General features: G+C 38.7%; 13 protein-coding genes. 8 read left to right on the forward strand and 5 right to left on the reverse strand.

The window, feature by feature from the left end:
• Window positions 1-32 precede the first annotated feature (32 nt).
• The 4 genes from ACE1CA_RS21130 to ACE1CA_RS21145 all read right to left on the reverse strand — a co-directional run bounded on the left by ACE1CA_RS21130 (window position 33) and on the right by ACE1CA_RS21145 (window position 4,282).
• Complete coding sequence (locus ACE1CA_RS21130; protein ID WP_413279266.1) at window positions 33-242, reverse strand: type II toxin-antitoxin system HicA family toxin; 210 nt, start codon at window positions 240-242, stop codon at window positions 33-35.
• On the reverse strand, window positions 239-442 hold the full coding sequence (locus ACE1CA_RS21135) for a type II toxin-antitoxin system HicB family antitoxin (RefSeq protein WP_413279267.1): 204 nt from the start codon (window positions 440-442) through the stop codon (window positions 239-241). Before ACE1CA_RS21135 ends, ACE1CA_RS21130 begins: the two co-directional genes overlap by 4 nt.
• A gap of 107 nt (window positions 443-549) precedes the next feature.
• On the reverse strand, window positions 550-1,746 hold the full coding sequence (locus tag ACE1CA_RS21140; protein WP_413279268.1) for a low temperature requirement protein A: 1,197 nt from the start codon (window positions 1,744-1,746) through the stop codon (window positions 550-552).
• Between the two features lie 94 nt (window positions 1,747-1,840).
• A complete protein-coding gene (locus ACE1CA_RS21145; protein ID WP_413279269.1) occupies window positions 1,841-4,282 on the reverse strand; it encodes a CHASE domain-containing protein in 2,442 nt (813 codons plus the stop codon).
• A gap of 209 nt (window positions 4,283-4,491) precedes the next feature.
• Here ACE1CA_RS21145 and ACE1CA_RS21150 point away from each other — a divergent pair, with 209 nt between their 5' ends.
• The 6 genes from ACE1CA_RS21150 to ACE1CA_RS21175 all read left to right on the forward strand — a co-directional run bounded on the left by ACE1CA_RS21150 (window position 4,492) and on the right by ACE1CA_RS21175 (window position 12,651).
• Window positions 4,492-4,899: a hypothetical protein gene (locus ACE1CA_RS21150; protein ID WP_413279270.1), complete on the forward strand. Its 408-nt coding sequence runs from the start codon at window positions 4,492-4,494 to the stop codon at window positions 4,897-4,899.
• Window positions 4,900-5,180: 281 nt separating this feature from the next.
• Complete coding sequence (locus ACE1CA_RS21155) at window positions 5,181-7,061, forward strand: tetratricopeptide repeat protein (RefSeq protein WP_413279271.1); 1,881 nt, start codon at window positions 5,181-5,183, stop codon at window positions 7,059-7,061.
• 16 nt (window positions 7,062-7,077) lie between these two features.
• The gene (locus ACE1CA_RS21160) at window positions 7,078-9,609 is read left to right on the forward strand and encodes an FkbM family methyltransferase (RefSeq protein ID WP_413279272.1); all 2,532 of its coding nucleotides are present in this window, start codon (window positions 7,078-7,080) and stop codon (window positions 9,607-9,609) included.
• Window positions 9,610-9,621: 12 nt separating this feature from the next.
• Window positions 9,622-10,662, forward strand: a complete 1,041-nt coding sequence (locus ACE1CA_RS21165) for a cysteine hydrolase family protein (RefSeq protein ID WP_413279273.1) — start codon at window positions 9,622-9,624, stop codon at window positions 10,660-10,662.
• Between the two features lie 408 nt (window positions 10,663-11,070).
• The gene (locus ACE1CA_RS21170) at window positions 11,071-11,796 is read left to right on the forward strand and encodes a hypothetical protein (RefSeq protein ID WP_413279274.1); all 726 of its coding nucleotides are present in this window, start codon (window positions 11,071-11,073) and stop codon (window positions 11,794-11,796) included.
• Window positions 11,797-11,832: 36 nt separating this feature from the next.
• Window positions 11,833-12,651, forward strand: a complete 819-nt coding sequence (locus tag ACE1CA_RS21175; RefSeq protein ID WP_413279275.1) for a pentapeptide repeat-containing protein — start codon at window positions 11,833-11,835, stop codon at window positions 12,649-12,651.
• A 174-nt stretch (window positions 12,652-12,825) separates the two neighbouring features.
• Here the strand turns inward: ACE1CA_RS21175 and ACE1CA_RS21180 are convergent, their stop codons facing one another.
• Complete coding sequence (locus ACE1CA_RS21180) at window positions 12,826-13,713, reverse strand: hypothetical protein (RefSeq protein WP_413279276.1); 888 nt, start codon at window positions 13,711-13,713, stop codon at window positions 12,826-12,828.
• Window positions 13,714-14,009: 296 nt separating this feature from the next.
• Here ACE1CA_RS21180 and ACE1CA_RS21185 point away from each other — a divergent pair, with 296 nt between their 5' ends.
• Both ACE1CA_RS21185 and ACE1CA_RS21190 read left to right on the forward strand, forming a co-directional pair.
• Complete coding sequence (locus ACE1CA_RS21185) at window positions 14,010-14,513, forward strand: pentapeptide repeat-containing protein (RefSeq protein ID WP_413279277.1); 504 nt, start codon at window positions 14,010-14,012, stop codon at window positions 14,511-14,513.
• 207 nt (window positions 14,514-14,720) lie between these two features.
• The gene (locus ACE1CA_RS21190) at window positions 14,721-17,246 is read left to right on the forward strand and encodes a CHASE2 domain-containing protein (protein WP_413279278.1); all 2,526 of its coding nucleotides are present in this window, start codon (window positions 14,721-14,723) and stop codon (window positions 17,244-17,246) included.
• Window positions 17,247-17,296: the final 50 nt, after the last annotated feature.

Genomic DNA, 17,296 nt, shown 5'->3' on the forward strand with positions numbered 1-17,296 from the left:
ATAAAATAGCTATATTTACAAAAATATTTCGTTTACAATAAATCGGTTTCTGTTAAGCCTGCTATTTTCATCAAAGCTTTTAATGTCCCTATTTTTAAATCTTTATTACTATGAACGGGAATAGATAAAATCTCATTTACTTCATCGTTTTGATAAATGTAATGGCTGGCGGTAATTCGTTTTAAAAACCATCCTCTTTGCTCGACTATTTTACACAGCTTTTTCCCAGATATCGACTTCATACTAAAATTTCTACTACTTTTTCTGAGTCGTTACTAACCTGAATCTCGTTAGCAACTTCTAACCAACCCCGAATAGCATCTTGTAAGTTAAAGATAACTTCTTCATAAGTATCACCTTCAGTAATACATCCCGGCAAAGCGGGAACTTCTGCCCAATACCCTCCTTCTTCAGCAGGGTGTATAATTGCTTTTATTTTCATGTTTCTGTTTAGAAAAATCCAAGTTTTCTTGATTATAGCAATTAAGTGCTATATAAGATAGATGCCCAACTTCTTCAAGAAATTGGATCTCTATCTGTGTAGCGAATTCATATATTATTGTGCTGATTCTGGATCGATTGTTGAGTTGTTTTAAATAAATCTAAAACAACTTGAATTGAGCAAGCTATTCCTAATAAAATCATTAACATTACTGGCGAAAGTTGAGATCCTGCGATCGCAATAATCAAAATAAATGCGGCAGAACCTAGACGGTAAGCAGCTAAAATTTTCCGTTTTTTAACTGTGCCTAAAGTGCAGGTAATCAGATGGATAATTGCTAGGGAAACTAGGCAGATAATTAGAGAAATGCAAATAAACCATCTCTCTTCACCTGGTAATATTGTGCTTTTTTTAGCGGAAACAATTATGTGTTCTACTCCTACTCCAGTACCTGCAATTCCAATTGCTAAAGGGAGATGAGAATATAACCAAAGTAAAGCTATTCCCATTTTACCAGTACCCATTGCTCGTAAGGGAGAACCATCTACACTATCAAAATAAATCCACCACAAACAAAAGGCAATTAGCATTCCTAATAAGGCGACAGCAGCTGATGCTATACCCCATTGTAATTGGGCGACTCCTCTAACTACAGCTATTACTGCTTCACCTAAAACAATGATGGTAAACAATCCTAAACGTTCGGGAATATGGGAAAAATTGGGGGGAATTTGGGCGACTAATTTTCCAGCTGTTAGGGGTGTAGAAAAATCAATAATTAACGCTATTATCCAAAGTGGAAATCGCCAAGGAACTGGGATAAAACTTGATATTAACCAGATAGCAGCGGCGATGCCAAAACCTTTGGCGTACCAGTTAGTTAATCTCCTGGCTACGGGGATAAAATGTCCGGCGCAAAGATATTGAAAAATTAAAATGCTTCTAACAGCTACGTAGGAAAGGGCAAAGGCGACGGAGTTTTTTCCTAATCCGTCATGGACGTTGACTGCTAGGATAGCGATCGCTACCATTTGCAGTAATGTTAGCAGTCGATGAGGAATATTTTCTGTGTCAAATCTGGTAGCATAAAATGTTGCGCCTACCCACGACCACCAAATTGGGACAAACATTAATACATAGCTAAAAAAGCCGGAAACTGTGAGATGTTCGTGTAAATAATGGGCGACTTCGGCGATCGCAGCCACAAAGATTAAATCGTAAAATAGTTCTAGCCAACTAGCACGTTTTTCTTTGTCCTCTTCGCCACTCAGTAAATATGGTGGTCGCCATAAGCTTTTCAACATTTTTGGTTCTCCCTGCTTTCCCAAAACAATTTTAGTCAGTAAAGCTGCGAAACTTTTGTTATTAGGATATCACTTTGGCAGAGGGATTTTATATTCATTTCTCAACCAAAATTTGCTGCTGTTGATTCATGGGAATTTCAATGATAAATTCCGTACATTTTCCCAATTCTGATTCGCAGGTTAGCAATCCACCATGCTTTTCTACTACAATTTGGTAACTAATAGATAAACCCAAACCTGTACCTTTACCTACAGGTTTAGTGGTAAAAAATGGATCGAATAACCGCTTTTTTGCTTCGGGACTAATGCCTGGGCCATTATCAGCAATTTTGATTAAAACTCGCTGGGCATTTTCTTTAGTTCCTTCGCCAATGACTGCGGTACAAATTTTAATAATACTGGGATTGTTCAAAATTTCTTGTTGCGATCGTTCTTCATTGTAACTATCTAAGGCATCGATCGCATTAGTAATAATATTCATAAATACTTGATTGAGTTGTCCGGCGTAACATTCAATTTGGGGCAATTTTCCATATTCTTTAATTACTTCAATGGCAGGATGATTGGGTTTAGCTTTTAAGCGATTTTGGAGAATTAATAATGTGTTATCTATACCTTCGTGAATATCAACTGCTTTCATATCTGCTTCATCAAAGCGGGAAAAATTGCGGAGACTTAACACAATTTGCCTGATCCGTTCTGCGCCGATTCTCATAGAAGATAAGATTTTTGGTAAGTCAGCAATTAAAAAATCTATTTCACTAGTTTCATAGTAATCTTGAATCTCTGATGTCGGATTTGGATAGTAACGCTGATAAAGATTAATCAGTTCAATTAGTTCTTGAATATAGTCATCTACATGAGACAAATTGCCATAAATAAAGTTGACTGGGTTATTAATTTCATGGGCTACTCCGGCGACTAATTGACCTAAACTTGACATTTTTTCTGTTTGAATAAGTTGGGTTTGAGTTTTTTGTAATTCTTCTAATGTTTGCTTTAATTGATTAGCTTTTTCTCCTTCTCTAACTGCTAGTTGATGTATCGCTGCTTCGGCTTGTTTGCGTTGAGTGATATCGTTGTTAATTTCCAACATGGCGATCGCATTTCCTCTCTCATCTCTTTGTAAAGTCCAACGACTTTCCACAGTAATTTGCGTCCCATCTTTCTTAGTATGAATTAACTCCCCTTCCCAGTATCCATTTTCCAAAAATTCCCGAAAAACTTCTTCACGAGATTTGGGGAAAATAGTTTGCAATAATATATGTGTATACTGACCAACACACTCAGACCTTTTCCAACCATAAAGCCTTTCTGCGCCTTGATTCCAATAATTAATTCTGTTTTCTAAGTCACGAATAATAATGCTATCATTAGCTAAATCCAATATTTGCATATTTTTCTGTAAATCTTGCAGCGTTTCTCGCAGTTGTTTCGCTTGTAATGTGCGTTCAGAAACTAATTTTTCTACTTCATAAGTGCGAATTAATGAATTCAGTAAATAAGCCGTAAAAAGTCCAGTTAAAATTAAACCAATAACCAGCGTTACCCAGGATCTCCAAAAAGCTTGGATGCCCACATATTCACCTTGGGGAATTAACAGAATTGACCATTGGCGATCGGCAACATTAAGGTTACGAATACAGAAATTGTTAGCACAAAAAAACTGGGTATTGATTTTGTCTGGTAATTTAGCATTAATATCAGTTATTATTTGCTTTTTATTCGACTGATAATAAGACAAAAAACGCTCCTTATTAGAAGCAGAATTATCTACTAAATAAAAGTCGATATTATTTAACTGCACTCCTGCTAAAGCAGGTTTGACAATATCAGAAATTTGAAAAACTGCTGTTGTAACTCCTTGGAAATTTTCCCGGTGTGATTCTAAAGTATCCAGAGTAGTCTTCCGGTTGTAAATAGGTTGAAATGTTAAAAAGCCAAGTTGTTTGGTAGTAAAAATCTTGATTCGTTCTGTAGCCGCCATTTTTCCTGTATCTCTGGCCTTTTCTAACGTGATACGCCGGGAGGATTCAGAATTTAAATCGAAGCCTAAAGCCCCAGCTTGGCTTTGTCGAGATTCTATGTAAGTTACAGGAAAATATTCTGGGCGGTCTTTGGCTCTGAGTATTTGACCGATCGCTCCCCGTTCTATAATCTCAAAGTTAGGATAACCTTCAGCCCGAATAGTTTGCTCGTAAGTTTTTCGTTCTGCTGCTGATACCCGACGCGACCAACTAAAAGCTAAAATCCCTGGATATCTGTCCATGAAATCTTGCACAAAAGTGGTAAATTCTTGGCGATCGACACTTTCTGATGCAGCATAGAAGCTACGAGTAGCGCGAAGCATTCCCAAGTTATTATCGATACTTTGTTCCAGTGCAGTAGTTAACTTATCTGCTTGGTTTTTGAATTCCGCACGGTGGGTATCCTTTTCCCATCTTGCTACAATCAGGGCGGCAACAATTGAGAGGAGAGTTCCCACACTCAAGATTAACCACGCAGGAGTGAAACGACGCTTTTTTCGTGAAGCCATATAGATGAGTTTTTTGTTTGTAAATACTATTTTGTATGAAAATTTATTAATATGTAATCAGTAAAAACGCCAGATTTAGTTAAATTAGGCTAACTAAAACAATTAAACCTATGTAAGTAAAATAATCTAAATTTGGTAGTTAAATTTTACCCGGCGATAGATTGACAATATGGCAAGATGGGAAAAGAGTTTACTAAGTTCGCTACTAGATGACTTCAACCGATCCTTTGTTAAAATCAGCACTGCAACACCTCCGGGAGTTACGAAAAACTCTGTTGCGCCTTCACAAAGCGTTACTCGACTCGGAACGAGTAGAATACGAACAGTTGCACGGACGCATTAAGTCAAGCAACGAGTTTTTTCAATTGGTGATTGGCGATGAATGGTTTAGCTGGCTGCGTCCAATTTCTCAATTTATTGTCCAAATTGATGAGTTTTTGGCTTCTAAGGAACCTGTGACTTTAAATGAAGCTAATCAACTTTTAGAACAAGCAAGGGTTTTGATTCAACCTTGCTCAGAAGGAACTAGGTTAGAAAAGCAGTATTATCGTGCTATTCAACGCGATCCTGACATTGCTTTCATGAGTGCGGAAGTGACAAAAATTTTGGCAAAGTAGTTTGCTGAGGCGTGGGGGAGACGAAGGGATGTAGGGACGTAGGGATAATTCATGAATTATCCCTACCACATTCAATAAAAAAGCCTGGAGGCATGAATTCCAGGCTTTTTCTGTTAGTGTGTGTGTGAGGAGCAATACGAAACTTACTTTTATATTGGCTGATTGAGTTGTCAGAACTATGACGGTGGTACGTCAATCTGATGAACTTATTTCTGGGCTAGGCTTCTCCAGAAGTTGTGGTTTTCGAGCTATCTTAAAGCAATAACCCGATTCACAAGCTTATGTCTGATTCTCTTTCTCTGCGCGATCGCTATTTCGCTTTAATTGATGAGATTGTCCAAACTACCTTGAAGGGAAAAATTCGCTCGAAACAGCAGGTTTATCAGATGTTGCTGCGTGGTATTGCTGCGGGAACGGGAGAAATTTTTGAGCAATGTTTGAGCGATCGTGTTAATGTCACACAGTCGGAAATTGACAATCCTACGGATGAACTGACGCAAGCAAAAGCAACTCGCAGTTTGCGGGCTCTGCAAACAGTTCAAGGAGAATGGGAAAGGTATCAGCAGGAAAATCGGGTGGCTTCGGCGATCGCTACGGCTACCACTGCTATTGTAAATTCTGAACCTGACAACCGATTAATTGCTTTGTTGCAAGCGATCGATCCCAATCAAGCTCAACCTCTAAATTTAGACCAAATTCAGCAGTTAACAACTTCTCTGCAAAAAGAAGCACAAAACGCTTCCGATTCTGAACTAAATGAGCAACTTCAGCAATTAGCTTTAGGTTTGACTGAAGGTTTAAAATCTTGGGGTAAGTTACAAGAACATTTAGTTAGCTGGATTTACGATCAAAGTCGCGGAAAATTAGGTTTTGAAGGTGTTCCTGGGGAAAGTGGCCCTTGGAGTTTATGGGCATCTTTAGTAGATAATCCCTTACCTAAAAGGCTATTTCAAAGTTTAGCATTAAATCAGTCTGTCACCGAAGCTGTTACTCGACAAAATGTAGAAATTTCGGCTTTTGTGGAATTAGCGGTAATTTTACAATGTTTACAAAGAGGTTTGGTTAATTGGTTTGACAAACTGGTTTATGATGCTAAATTTGGCGCAAAGCTTTCGATTTCTACTTTTATTACTTTTGCGTTAATTTGGTCGCAGTTAGCCAGTGCTTTTAGTTCGAGAAATGTTTTAAGTAATGGTTGTTTTCAAGTAACTTTGCAAATTCTCCGAACTTTCGCGCAACAGAATTACTTTCCTTTGTATGGCGGGATTTTTGCTTCTTTTAGTGGCGATTATTTGCGATCGGCAATTAGTTATTTAGATGAACCTTTGCGAAGGGTTGAGGGTACGCAAGAAAAAGCCAGAATTTTAACTTTGTTGGGTTATTCTTTAGCTGCGATCGGACAATACGATCGAGCAATTTCATTCCACGAACAAGCTTTGGTAATCGCACGTTCGGCAGAAGATCGAGGTTGCGAAATTGCCAATTTTAATCATATTAGTCGAATCTATGTTGCACAGAAAAATTACTCGGAAGCGATTAGTTACAGTCAAAGGGCGTTGATTTTAAGTCGGCAAAGTGGCGATCGATTGGGAGAAGCTAATGCTTTAGCAAATCTCGGTTACAGCGAAGTTTTTCAAGCTCAAGAATTAGATAGATTAAACACCGAAGTTTATGAGGGAGCAATTAATTATTTGCAGCAAGGTTTAGACTTATTAGAAAGATTGAGCGATAGCTATTTAGCTGGTTATACAATCCAACAAAGTAAAGCTTTTTGTTGTACAAGTTTGGGAATTGCTTATATAGTTTTATCGCAACCTCAAGCCGCTATTTCGTTTTTAGAAACTGGCTATCAAGCGGCGGGAATTTCAGGAGATTTGTACTTACAAGGGCTAAATTTGGCTTATTTAGCTGAAGCTAATTATAGTTTGCAGGAGACAGAAAAAGCAATTTACTTTGGTGCTGTAGGGATGTATCTTTTAGAGCGTATTTCTTCTCCGCAATGGCGACAAGTAGCAGGATTACTCACAATTATTAAAGGGCAAATTGGTGCGGATGCTTTCCAAAGTTTGCTGGAAAAGAATCGATCGCAATTTCTCCGACAAATAGGGGTAGATGGATATGATTACATCCCACAATTATTGACAGAATACCAAGGTTCATAATTGAGGTGAAGTAAATATGGAAAATAATTTTGCTGAAGCGATCGCTTTTTACCAAAAGTCTATTGACTTAAACCCTCAAGATTGGGAAGCTTATAAAAATCTGGCTAATCTCTGGGCAATTAATGGGAATTTAGAACAGGCAATTACTTGTTACCAAAAAGTTATTTACTTAAATCCCAATTTAGCCGAAGTACATAATAATTTGGGGAATTGCTTTTTAGCGAAGAATCAGCTGGAAGATGCGATCGCAGCTTATCAAAACGCTGTTACGCTAAATCCTAAATACCCAGAAGCTTTCTATAATTTGGGTAATGCTTGCAAAGCTAAAGGTGATTTAGCAACAGCAAAAATTAATTACCAAAAAACCATCTCTTTAAAACCCAACTTTCCCGAAGTTCATAATAACTTAGGTTTGGTTTTGCAAGAAGAAGGTTATCTTGCAGAAGCGATTAATTGTTACGAACAAGCAATTAGATTAAATCCCGAATATGCAGAAGCGCATAACAATTTAGGTAACGCTTTTGAAGAAGAGAAAAATCTAGAAAAAGCGATTGCTTGTTATCAGCAATCTTTAGCGTTAAATCCCAATTATATTGATGCTTATAACAACTTAGGTAATGTATTGCTAAGTCAGGGAAAAGCGGAAGAAGCGATCGCTTGTTACCAAAAAGCTTTAGAATTAAATCCTAACTACGTGCAAGCACATTATAATTATGCTAACGCCCTGAAATATCAAGATAAATGGGATGAAGCGATCGCCCAATTAGAGTATACTTTAACTTTAGAACCCAACTTTGCCGAAGCTCATAAAAATTTAGGCATCAGTTTATTAATTAAAGGAGAATTTGCCAGAGGATTTGCCGAATATGAATGGCGTTGGCATACTAAAGAATATCGCAAAATTGCCTCTTTTCAACCACTTTGGCATCAGGGAGATTTACAAGCTAAAAAAATTCTCCTTCTTTGCGAACAAGGTTTTGGCGATAACATTCATTTTATCCGATATGCCCCTTTAATTGCTCAACAAGGCGCACATATAACATTAGCTTGCTACGAAGAATTGTACCGCTTATTTAGCACCGTTCCCGGAGTTGAAGAAATAGTAACTTCGGGAACAACAGTTGAATATGATTATTGTGCGGCAACCATGAGTTTACCCTATTTGATGGGAACTACTGCCGAAACAATTCCCGCAAATATTCCCTATTTATTCCCTCCAAAAACCACTTCGATTATTTTAGAAGCACCTCCAGAAACTTATTTAAAAATTGGCATAGTTTGGGCGGGAAATCCTGGTAATACGAACGATCGCAATCGTTCTTGTAGTTTACTAAATTTCCTGCCACTTTTGGACATTCCAGGCATTGCTTTTTATAGTTTGCAAAAAGGTGCGAAAGCTCAAGATTTAACAGCGTTGAATTTAACCAGTAAGATTCAAGATATAGGCGAAAAAATTACAGACTTTGCTGATACTGCGGCAACAATCAACCAACTAGATTTGGTAATATGTGTAGATACATCAGTTGCACATTTAGCAGGCGCAATGGGCAAAACTGTCTGGGTTTTGTTATCGAAAGTAGCTGATTGGCGATGGATGTTAGAAGGGGAAAATAACCCTTGGTATCCAACGTTGCGCTTATTTCGTCAAACTAATTTAGGAGATTGGCAACCTGTATTTCAAAAAGTAGCTTTAGAGTTAGAAAAAATGATTTCAGAGTTAAAAAATAAAGAGATGGAAAATAAATCAACTGAACAAATTTTACTTCCAGCTAGTGGATTTAATAAATTAAAAAAATGCCGTCACGGAGTTTTACTTTATAACATTAACGATTTGGAAGTCGGTAAATCTCTGGAAGCTTACGGTGAATATAAAGAAGGCGAAATTGAACTTCTACAACAAATCATTAAACCTCAAGACTTAGTATTAGAAGTTGGGACAAATATCGGCGTTCATACAGTTTACTTTGCTCAAGCTGTTGGGGAACAAGGAACAGTTTTAGCCTTTGAACCGCAAAGAGTGATTTTTCAAAATCTCTGTGCTAATTTAGCAATTAATAGCATTACTAATACTTACTGTTATAATGTGGCAGTTAGCGATACATTTTCGACGATAAATTTACCTATATTAGATTATAGCAAACCCCAGGATTTTAGTAAATTAGATATTAGCGAAAATGGGGAAAGCGAACTTGCTCAAACTATTACACTTGATAGTTTAAATTTGCCCCATTGTCGCTTAATTAAAATAGATGTATCGGGAATGGAGTTGGCTGTTTTGCAAGGTGCAATTAATACAATTAAATCGTTACATCCAATTCTTTACATTAACTATCAACCTAAAAATGATAAAAGCTTAATAAATTTTCTCGTTGAGAATGGTTATAAATTATATTGGCATAAAGTTTTAATTTATAACCCAAATAACTATTTAGAAAATCCCGAAAATGTTTTTGGTAAGGCTGAATCCAATAGTATTTTCTGTATTCCCTCGAACTTGGAATTAGAATTAAAATCAGATAAACTGAAACCAGTTAATGTTAATAAATAGGAGCATGGGATAATGACGACTACAGAAATAACTAAAGAATTACCGATTCCGGCGCACTTTGATGCTAGTAAAGTCGGAGAAGTTTGGCGAGTACCTTACCAAGAAAGAGCAGCAGCGGCAAGAAGTTGGGCGAAACAACATAATATTACGCCTGCATTTACAGATAAAAAGCGTATTTGTTTGTTAATTATCGACTCCCAAAATACTTTTTGTATTCCTGAATTTGAATTATTTGTAGCTGGGCGTTCTGGTAAAGGCGCAGTTGAAGATAATATTAGATTATGCGAATTTATTTACCGAAATTTGGGTGTGATTAGTACGATCGCACCCACAATGGACACCCACACAGCAATGCAAATTTTTCACGCCGTCTTTTGGGTAAATGCAGCAGGAGAACACCCCACACCAGCAACCATTATTACTCTTGATGACCTAAAAAATGGAGTTTGGCAAGTTAATCCAGCAGTTGCTTACAACATCGCCAATAACGATTACGAAAAATTACAACAACACGCCTTTCACTATGTAAACAAACTGAGTGCAGAAGGCAAATATCCCTTAACAGTTTGGCCCTATCATTCTATGTTAGGTGGAATAGGTCACGCCTTAGTTTCCGCAGTGGAAGAAGCGATATTTTTCCACAATATTGCTAGATATAGTCAAGGCATTTTTGAGCTTAAAGGTAACAACCCTTTAACAGAAAATTACTCAGTGTTACGTGCTGAGGTTTTAGAAGATTTTAATGGTCAACCTATCGCCCAGAAAAATGTAAACTTAATTAAGCAACTTTTGGAATTCGATGCTGTAATAGTGGCAGGACAGGCGAAAAGTCACTGCGTTGCTTGGACGGTGGATGACTTGCTGACAGAAATTAAGGAAAAAGACCCGAAACTTGCCAGAAAAGTCTACCTATTGGAAGATTGTACTTCTCCAGCAGTGATTCCGGGAGTAATTGATTTTACAGAACAAGCAGATGCAGCTTTTCAAAAGTTTGCAGATGCCGGAATGCAGGTTGTAAAATCTACAGATGCGATCGGCAATTGGTTAGAGTAAGAAGACAAACAAGCTGCCTAACCTGCCGCAAATAGAAATTACAAGCTAATCAACTGTGGCAAACACAGAGTTGGCGATCGATTAAGTTGCGCCAGTGGTTTCAATACAGGTTGTTATTACAGATGGGATGGATGGAAAATCCTTCTGGGTGCTTGAAGGGCTGAGTTACATCAGCCCTTATTTAATTAATGGTAAAATGAAATTCTCGGTCAACCATGCAAAAAAGGGAACCAAAGTAAGATGACAATAGTCAGATCTATTTGTCATCCTAAATTTATAGAGTGCAACTAAATCTCTACTGTCTAGTTTTAGCTCGAAATTAGTTTGAGGAATAGCTGGACTAGCTATATAAGTCAACAACCGAAACTTTCTTACCAAAAAGTAAATCAGTAACTAGAGAACAGCCAAATGAACTTAAAAACTATAGCAATTACTACCTTGCTGATTGGTTTAGGGTTAACTCAGCCATTGTCTGCGAAAACTATAGAAGATGCTAAACCAATCAAAAACGATTTGTCAAATTTTAGCTCGCCCAATACCAACGCCAAACAGTTGTACATACGGATAGGTCCTCGATCGGATTATTGGGATTATTACGATCGCGATCCGCTGTCTTTGACTTTGGGTATTTTGTTTGGCAATCCCTACTACAATTACTATTATCCCTACTATTCGGGTTATGGGTTTTATAGCGATCGCTACTACCGTTACTATAGTCCTTACTATGACGGTTATAGGTTTTATGGCGATCGCTACTACGGAAGGCGCTATCGTCGAGATTACAACAATAGACGAGATTACAACGATAGACGAGATTACAACAATAGACGAGATTACAACAATAGACGAGATTACAACGATAGACGTTACCCTGTGAATAATCGATCTTTCAACTATTTACAACCCGGAACTTACACCCCACCAACAACAGTCAATCCATCCATCAGAAACTTTCCAACTAATAACTTCTCAACCTTTGAAAGAACTCCTTCTCGGAGAGATTCGTCTTGGAGAAATAACTCACCAAGAACAGATTTTTCATCACCCAATAGAAGGAACTCAGGTTCTAGTTTCTCTCCTTCTATTCGATCGACTCCACCACAAATTCAAAGTCCACCACCAATTCAAAGATAAATTCTAGTACACACTTGTTTTATGAGATCGGGGAACATGAACTTACGAATTTTCACACTCAGTTTGTTATTTGCCACTTTGGGATTATCTTATTCAGCACAAGCCCAAAATTATAGCGATGTCCGCAGATTGCTAAATACTGGTAGTTGTCGTGACTGCAATTTAAGAGGTGCAGATCTCAGAGGTCGGGATTTAAGAAATGCTGATTTAGAAGGTGCTGACTTAGAAAATGCTAACTTGAGAAATGCTAATCTCAGGGGAGCTAATTTAAGAGATGCTAACCTCAGAGGTGCTGATTTAGGAAATGCAAATCTGCGCGATGCGATTACGGGTAATGCGATTTTCGATAACGCAAATTTGAGAGGAACTGGTTTTGAAGGTCGATATGGCGATCGCAACTACAATGACCAATATAGAGATCGTTACAATGACCGTTACGATCGCGATCGATTTGGTAGTCGTGGTAACTACGGTTACGAAGAAGACATTCGCCAAATTTACCGGGACATTTTAGGTCGGGAACCTGATTCAGAAGGTTACAGAACTTGGTCTCAAGCTTTAAGAAATGGAACCTCGATTAGAGATGTTCGCTCTCGCATCGCTAACAGTGATGAAGCAAGAACAAGAATCAATCAAATCTACCGGGAAATCTTAGGTCGTGATGTTGATTCTAGCGGATTAAGAACTTGGACAAATCGTCTCGCTTCCGGCGATTCATTAAATGACATTCGTAGCGACATTGCTAACAGTCCAGAAGCCAGAAACAGACCAAATCAAACCTTCCCATCAACTCGACCAGATTTTCCTCCCACTGTTAATCCCGGACAAATTCAACCACCACCGATTCAAAGATAATTGCTTCGCAATAAAAGTGCAGGGGTGCAAGGGTGCAGGGGTGCAAGGGTGCAGGGGTGCAAGGGTGCAGGGGTGCAGGGGTGCAGGGGTGCAAGGGTGCAAGAAAACTACCTAACTTAAAACTCAAAACTCTCCCAGTCCCCAATCCCCAGTCCCCAATCCCCAGTCCCCAATTTAAGTTATAGTAAAAGACCCCGCAGTAGTGTCTTGTCCAGCCAGTTGGAGAGAGCTTACGCCTTCCACAGCTGCAATCAAATCTCCGTTATAGAAAATGCTCACACCACTAGTGCGATTTCCTGCAAAACTAAAAGCACCACTAGTCGTAGTGTAATCATTTGGCGAACCTGCTAATTGCAGAAGGTCTTTTCCTGATTCAAAACCAACAATATAAGCATAATCGTTATTTCCTTGACCAACGTAAAACCTTTGAATAGCAGAGACAGAGCTACTTCTGCCAAAACCTAAGCCAAATCGATCGGCTCCGCTACCACCAATTAAAACATCTACTTCCCCAGTTCCTACACTTCTAGGAATTGGGTCTGGTCTACCTGTCACTGTGGCATTAATATCTACACTAATACCTACTATGGCATTTCCTGAAGGCCCCAGTCCGGTAATAATATCGTTACTGCTAGTTCCTGAAAAGAAACCTGTATTTCCTTCAAATCTACCGTTACGAATGTATTGAGTTTGTGCAGAACTAATTTGTCCAGAAGCTACTGCTCGCGACACAGTGGGATACAGCACATAGTAATAGTTTTCGTTAAATCCCGGAATCGTATCTACTATGGTTGCACCCGGTCTTTGTTCGTTTTCTCCAGACAGGATAAAATGTTGCAAACCTGACGAAAATACTCTGCTGTTTACAGCTGATCTAACATCAGGGTTAGCATTTAAATATCTCTGTTCATCCCAGAAAGGCGATACATTAATCCGCCCTTCTCTTAACCCAATTAGTTGAAAATGTTGCAGTCCTGAAGCAAAAAAACCTTGAGCAACTGCTGACCTAACATCAGGATTATTTGCTAAGTAACTGTCTTCATCAAAAATAGCGTAACTCATTTTACTCGCCCCGAAATTGTTTTTGTTTTAAAATACTGAAGCAGATCAACATTAATGGCATTTTTAAATGTGATTTGTCAAGTATTTTTGATATTATTTGAAATAATTTATTGTGAATTTTTTCTTGAGCGATCGCACCTCCAAAAGTCACCTTTTACACCTTTTACACCTAATAAAACAGTAAAGATTTGCATTCTAAGCCCCTGCCTGTGGACGGGGAGGGGTTTGGGGTGGGGTTGATTAACCGTAAAATCAATAGACTACTATTATCAGTTAAATTAATTTCAATTTTGCTTATGAACAGAAACATTTTTTTAGCTTTATCCTTGTTAGCCTCCTTAACTTTAGGATTAGGAACTTCTGCACAGCAAATTGATCCAGTAGAACGACTATTAAACACCAAACAATGTTCCGGGTGTGACTTAAGCGGAGAAAATCTGAGTAATTTAGATCTCAGCAATGCAAATCTGAGTGGAGCCGATTTAAGCAATGCTCAGTTGAAAAATACCATGTTAGCTGGTGCAAACCTGAGCTATGCTACTCTTAGAGGTGCTAATCTTACCCTAGCAGTACTAGTTGGTGCTAACTTGAGTGGTGCTGATTTTAGTTACGCCAATCTTACAGATACGAATTTATTCAGAGCTAAACTTACTGGAACTAGAGGTGTAGACTTCACGGGTGCAACTTTTAAAGCCACTATTATGCCTAATGGCACAGTCAAAAACCCAGTAACAAATGCTACTCCTCTATCTACTCCAGTGCCAACTCCACCCAAGCAATCACCTGTTCCACTGCGATAGGATGGAATTCTAGTTGGTTTTTTTGTAGTTAAATTCTTCACTGTACTGTGTTCTCTTTCACACTACCAACTACCCACTACCCACTACCTACTACCAACCAAGCAGTCATCTGTTCCACTGCGATAGGATGGAATTCTAGTTGGTTTTTTTGTAGTTAATTTTTCACTATCATCTGTTCGGTTTCACACCTTTTTGCACTAAACAACTGTGCTGGCTAAATTTTCTGGTAAATTGCGTTCCTTATTGTCTTATTGGCAACGTCCTAACAGTTCGCCAATAACTTATAAACCTGTGATTTTGGCAAGTATTGGTGTCACAGCATTAATACTTGGGTTACGCCAAGGAGTGATTCTTTCGTTACCGGGAATGCCCTTGGGATTAAAAATGGAGGCTTTGGAGTTAGGGACTTACGATCAGTTTGTGCGGTTTTCTACGCGATCGCCTAACGAAAAATCCTTATCTGCAAAAAAAAACGATCGGCGTTTGTTAGTAGTAGCTATCACCGAACAAGATATCCAAAACCTTGGTCAATGGCCGATTCCTGATGGTAAAATGACCCAGTTACTCACAGTACTGGAAAAACATCAACCCCGTGTAATTGGTTTGGATATTTACCGAGATTTACCAGTACCACCAGGACACGATAAATTTGTTAAATATTTAGAAAAAAGCGATCGCCTAGTAGCCATTTGTAAACAAAGCGAATTAAACAGTCCCGGAGTAGCACCTCCTAAAGCATTATCTCCCAAACAAGTAGGCTTTAGCGACTTAATTATTGACAGAGATGGAGTAATTCGCAGAGCTTTATTGTTTGCACGAAAAGAACAGGGAAAATGCACTACTTTCTCGGCTTTCAGTTATCAGTTAGCTAGTAGATATCTTGCCTTTGAAGGTATTGAATCTTTTCCAGCAACAGCCGAGGGAACTTTAGGTTTTCGCAGTATTAAAACTGGGGAACAGCGCCGAAAGATTAAGCCTGTAATTTTTCCTCAGTTAGATGCTAATGCGGGTGGTTATCAAGGTGCAGATGTAGCTGGTTATCAGATTTTGCTGAAATATCATTCGGCGGATAATGTAGCACAACAAGTTACCTTGACAGATGTTTTAAACGATCGCGTTCCTGATGCGTGGATACGCGATCGCATCGTATTAATTGGTGCCGTAGCTGCCAGTATTGACGACGCATTTTATACGCCTTATAGTGCCACTCAAAACCAACAACATAAAATGCCTGGAGTGGTAGTTCACGCTCAAATTGTCAGTCAAATAATTAGCGCTGTTTTAAATGGTAATACTTTACCTTGGTACTGGCCCGATTGGGCAGAAGCGATTTGGATTTGGAGTTGGGCGATCGTTGGCGGTGTAGGTGCTTGGAAACTCCGTCATCCTTTGGGTTTGGGGATTTCGGGAATTGCCGCTTTTGGGGTTTTAAGTAGCGTTTGCTATGGTTTTTGGTTGAATTCTGGATGGGTGCCCTTAGTTCCCGCAGCATTAAGTATGGTAACTACTGGCGGAACAGTGGTGGTAATTGCTGCTTATCGAATGCACCAAGAACGAGAAAAAATGCTCAGTTGGGTAAAAGAACAAGAAGAAACAATTGCCCTTTTATCTACCATGTACAAAGGTAATCTTGCCACTACTGTACAAAATTTTCATAATAATAAAACCGAAATAACTGCGGCGACTGTTCCATTATGCGATCCGAAAGAAATTAATGAAATTTCCCCCCGATTTAGCGAACGTTATCAAATTATTAAAGTGTTGGGTCAAGGAGGTTTTGGTAAGACATATTTAGCCAAGGATTTGCAGACTCCTAACAGTTCTGTTTGTGTAGTTAAACATTTAATGCCAGCTAGAAGAGATAGTAAATTTTTAGAAGTAGCGCGGCGTTTATTTCAGACTGAAGCTCGAATTTTAGAAGTGTTAGGGCAGCACGATCGAATTCCGGCATTAATAGATTATGTCGAAAAAGAAGGTGAGTTCTATTTAGTAGAAGAATATATCGAAGGAAACCCGCTAGGTGAAGAATTGTATGTCGATCGCCGCTGGCAAGAAACAAAAGTAATCGATTTACTAGAAAATATTTTGCCGATTTTAAATTTTATTCATCAAAATCAAGTAATTCACCGAGATATCAAACCGGGAAATATTATTAGACGTAAAGCAGATGAGAAATTAGTGTTAATTGATTTTGGTGCTGTAAAGCAAATGTTACCGACAGAAGGGGGAAAAACGGAAAGCCAAACGGTAGCGATCGGCACGCGAGGCTATGCGCCCCCAGAACAATTAGTCGGACATCCCCGCCCTGCAAGCGACCTTTACGCCTTGGGAATGATTTGTATTCAAGCACTCACAGGAATTCAACCCCACGATTTATTGTTGCTGCAAGATATGGAAACGGGGAATTTGCATTGGCGACATTTAGCTAGGACTAGCAATGAATTGGCGATCATTTTGGATCGGATGGTGCAGTATCATTTTAGCGATCGCTATCAGTCAGCGTTAGCTGTAATGACCGATCTGCAAAAGATCGATCGTACTAATCTCCAGCAACAAATCCCCATAAAAGCTGATTTTCACGAAAAAACCGCCATTTTACCCACCACAAAAACAGATATTACCTCTGTAAACTCCAATGGGAAACAATTCCAAGGGAACAACCAATCAACGCAAGTGGAAGAACAACCAGATAATTCTTCAACAAAGCTAGATCCAGAAACCCACAAAAGCTAAGGTTTGATGGCGATACTCTGTGGCACAATGAAAAACGATTGGTCATTAGT

Origin of the sequence: Floridaenema evergladense BLCC-F167 (assembly GCF_041929205.2) — a bacterium.
GTDB lineage: Bacteria > Cyanobacteriota > Cyanobacteriia > Cyanobacteriales > Aerosakkonemataceae > Floridanema > Floridanema evergladense.

Bases quoted from the DNA above. Each gene is read 5' to 3' on its own strand.
- ACE1CA_RS21180 (WP_413279276.1), bottom strand. From the start codon at position 13,713: ATGAGTTACGCTATTTTTGATGAAGACAGTTACTTAGCAAATAATCCT.
- ACE1CA_RS21140 (WP_413279268.1), bottom strand. From the start codon at position 1,746: ATGTTGAAAAGCTTATGGCGACCACCATATTTACTGAGTGGCGAAGAG.
- ACE1CA_RS21135 (WP_413279267.1), bottom strand. From the start codon at position 442: ATGAAAATAAAAGCAATTATACACCCTGCTGAAGAAGGAGGGTATTGG.
- ACE1CA_RS21175 (WP_413279275.1), top strand. From the start codon at position 11,833: ATGAACTTACGAATTTTCACACTCAGTTTGTTATTTGCCACTTTGGGA.
- ACE1CA_RS21130 (WP_413279266.1), bottom strand. From the start codon at position 242: ATGAAGTCGATATCTGGGAAAAAGCTGTGTAAAATAGTCGAGCAAAGA.
- ACE1CA_RS21155 (WP_413279271.1), top strand. From the start codon at position 5,181: ATGTCTGATTCTCTTTCTCTGCGCGATCGCTATTTCGCTTTAATTGAT.
- ACE1CA_RS21160 (WP_413279272.1), top strand. From the start codon at position 7,078: ATGGAAAATAATTTTGCTGAAGCGATCGCTTTTTACCAAAAGTCTATT.
- ACE1CA_RS21170 (WP_413279274.1), top strand. From the start codon at position 11,071: ATGAACTTAAAAACTATAGCAATTACTACCTTGCTGATTGGTTTAGGG.
- ACE1CA_RS21165 (WP_413279273.1), top strand. From the start codon at position 9,622: ATGACGACTACAGAAATAACTAAAGAATTACCGATTCCGGCGCACTTT.
- ACE1CA_RS21185 (WP_413279277.1), top strand. From the start codon at position 14,010: ATGAACAGAAACATTTTTTTAGCTTTATCCTTGTTAGCCTCCTTAACT.
- ACE1CA_RS21150 (WP_413279270.1), top strand. From the start codon at position 4,492: ATGACTTCAACCGATCCTTTGTTAAAATCAGCACTGCAACACCTCCGG.
- ACE1CA_RS21145 (WP_413279269.1), bottom strand. From the start codon at position 4,282: ATGGCTTCACGAAAAAAGCGTCGTTTCACTCCTGCGTGGTTAATCTTG.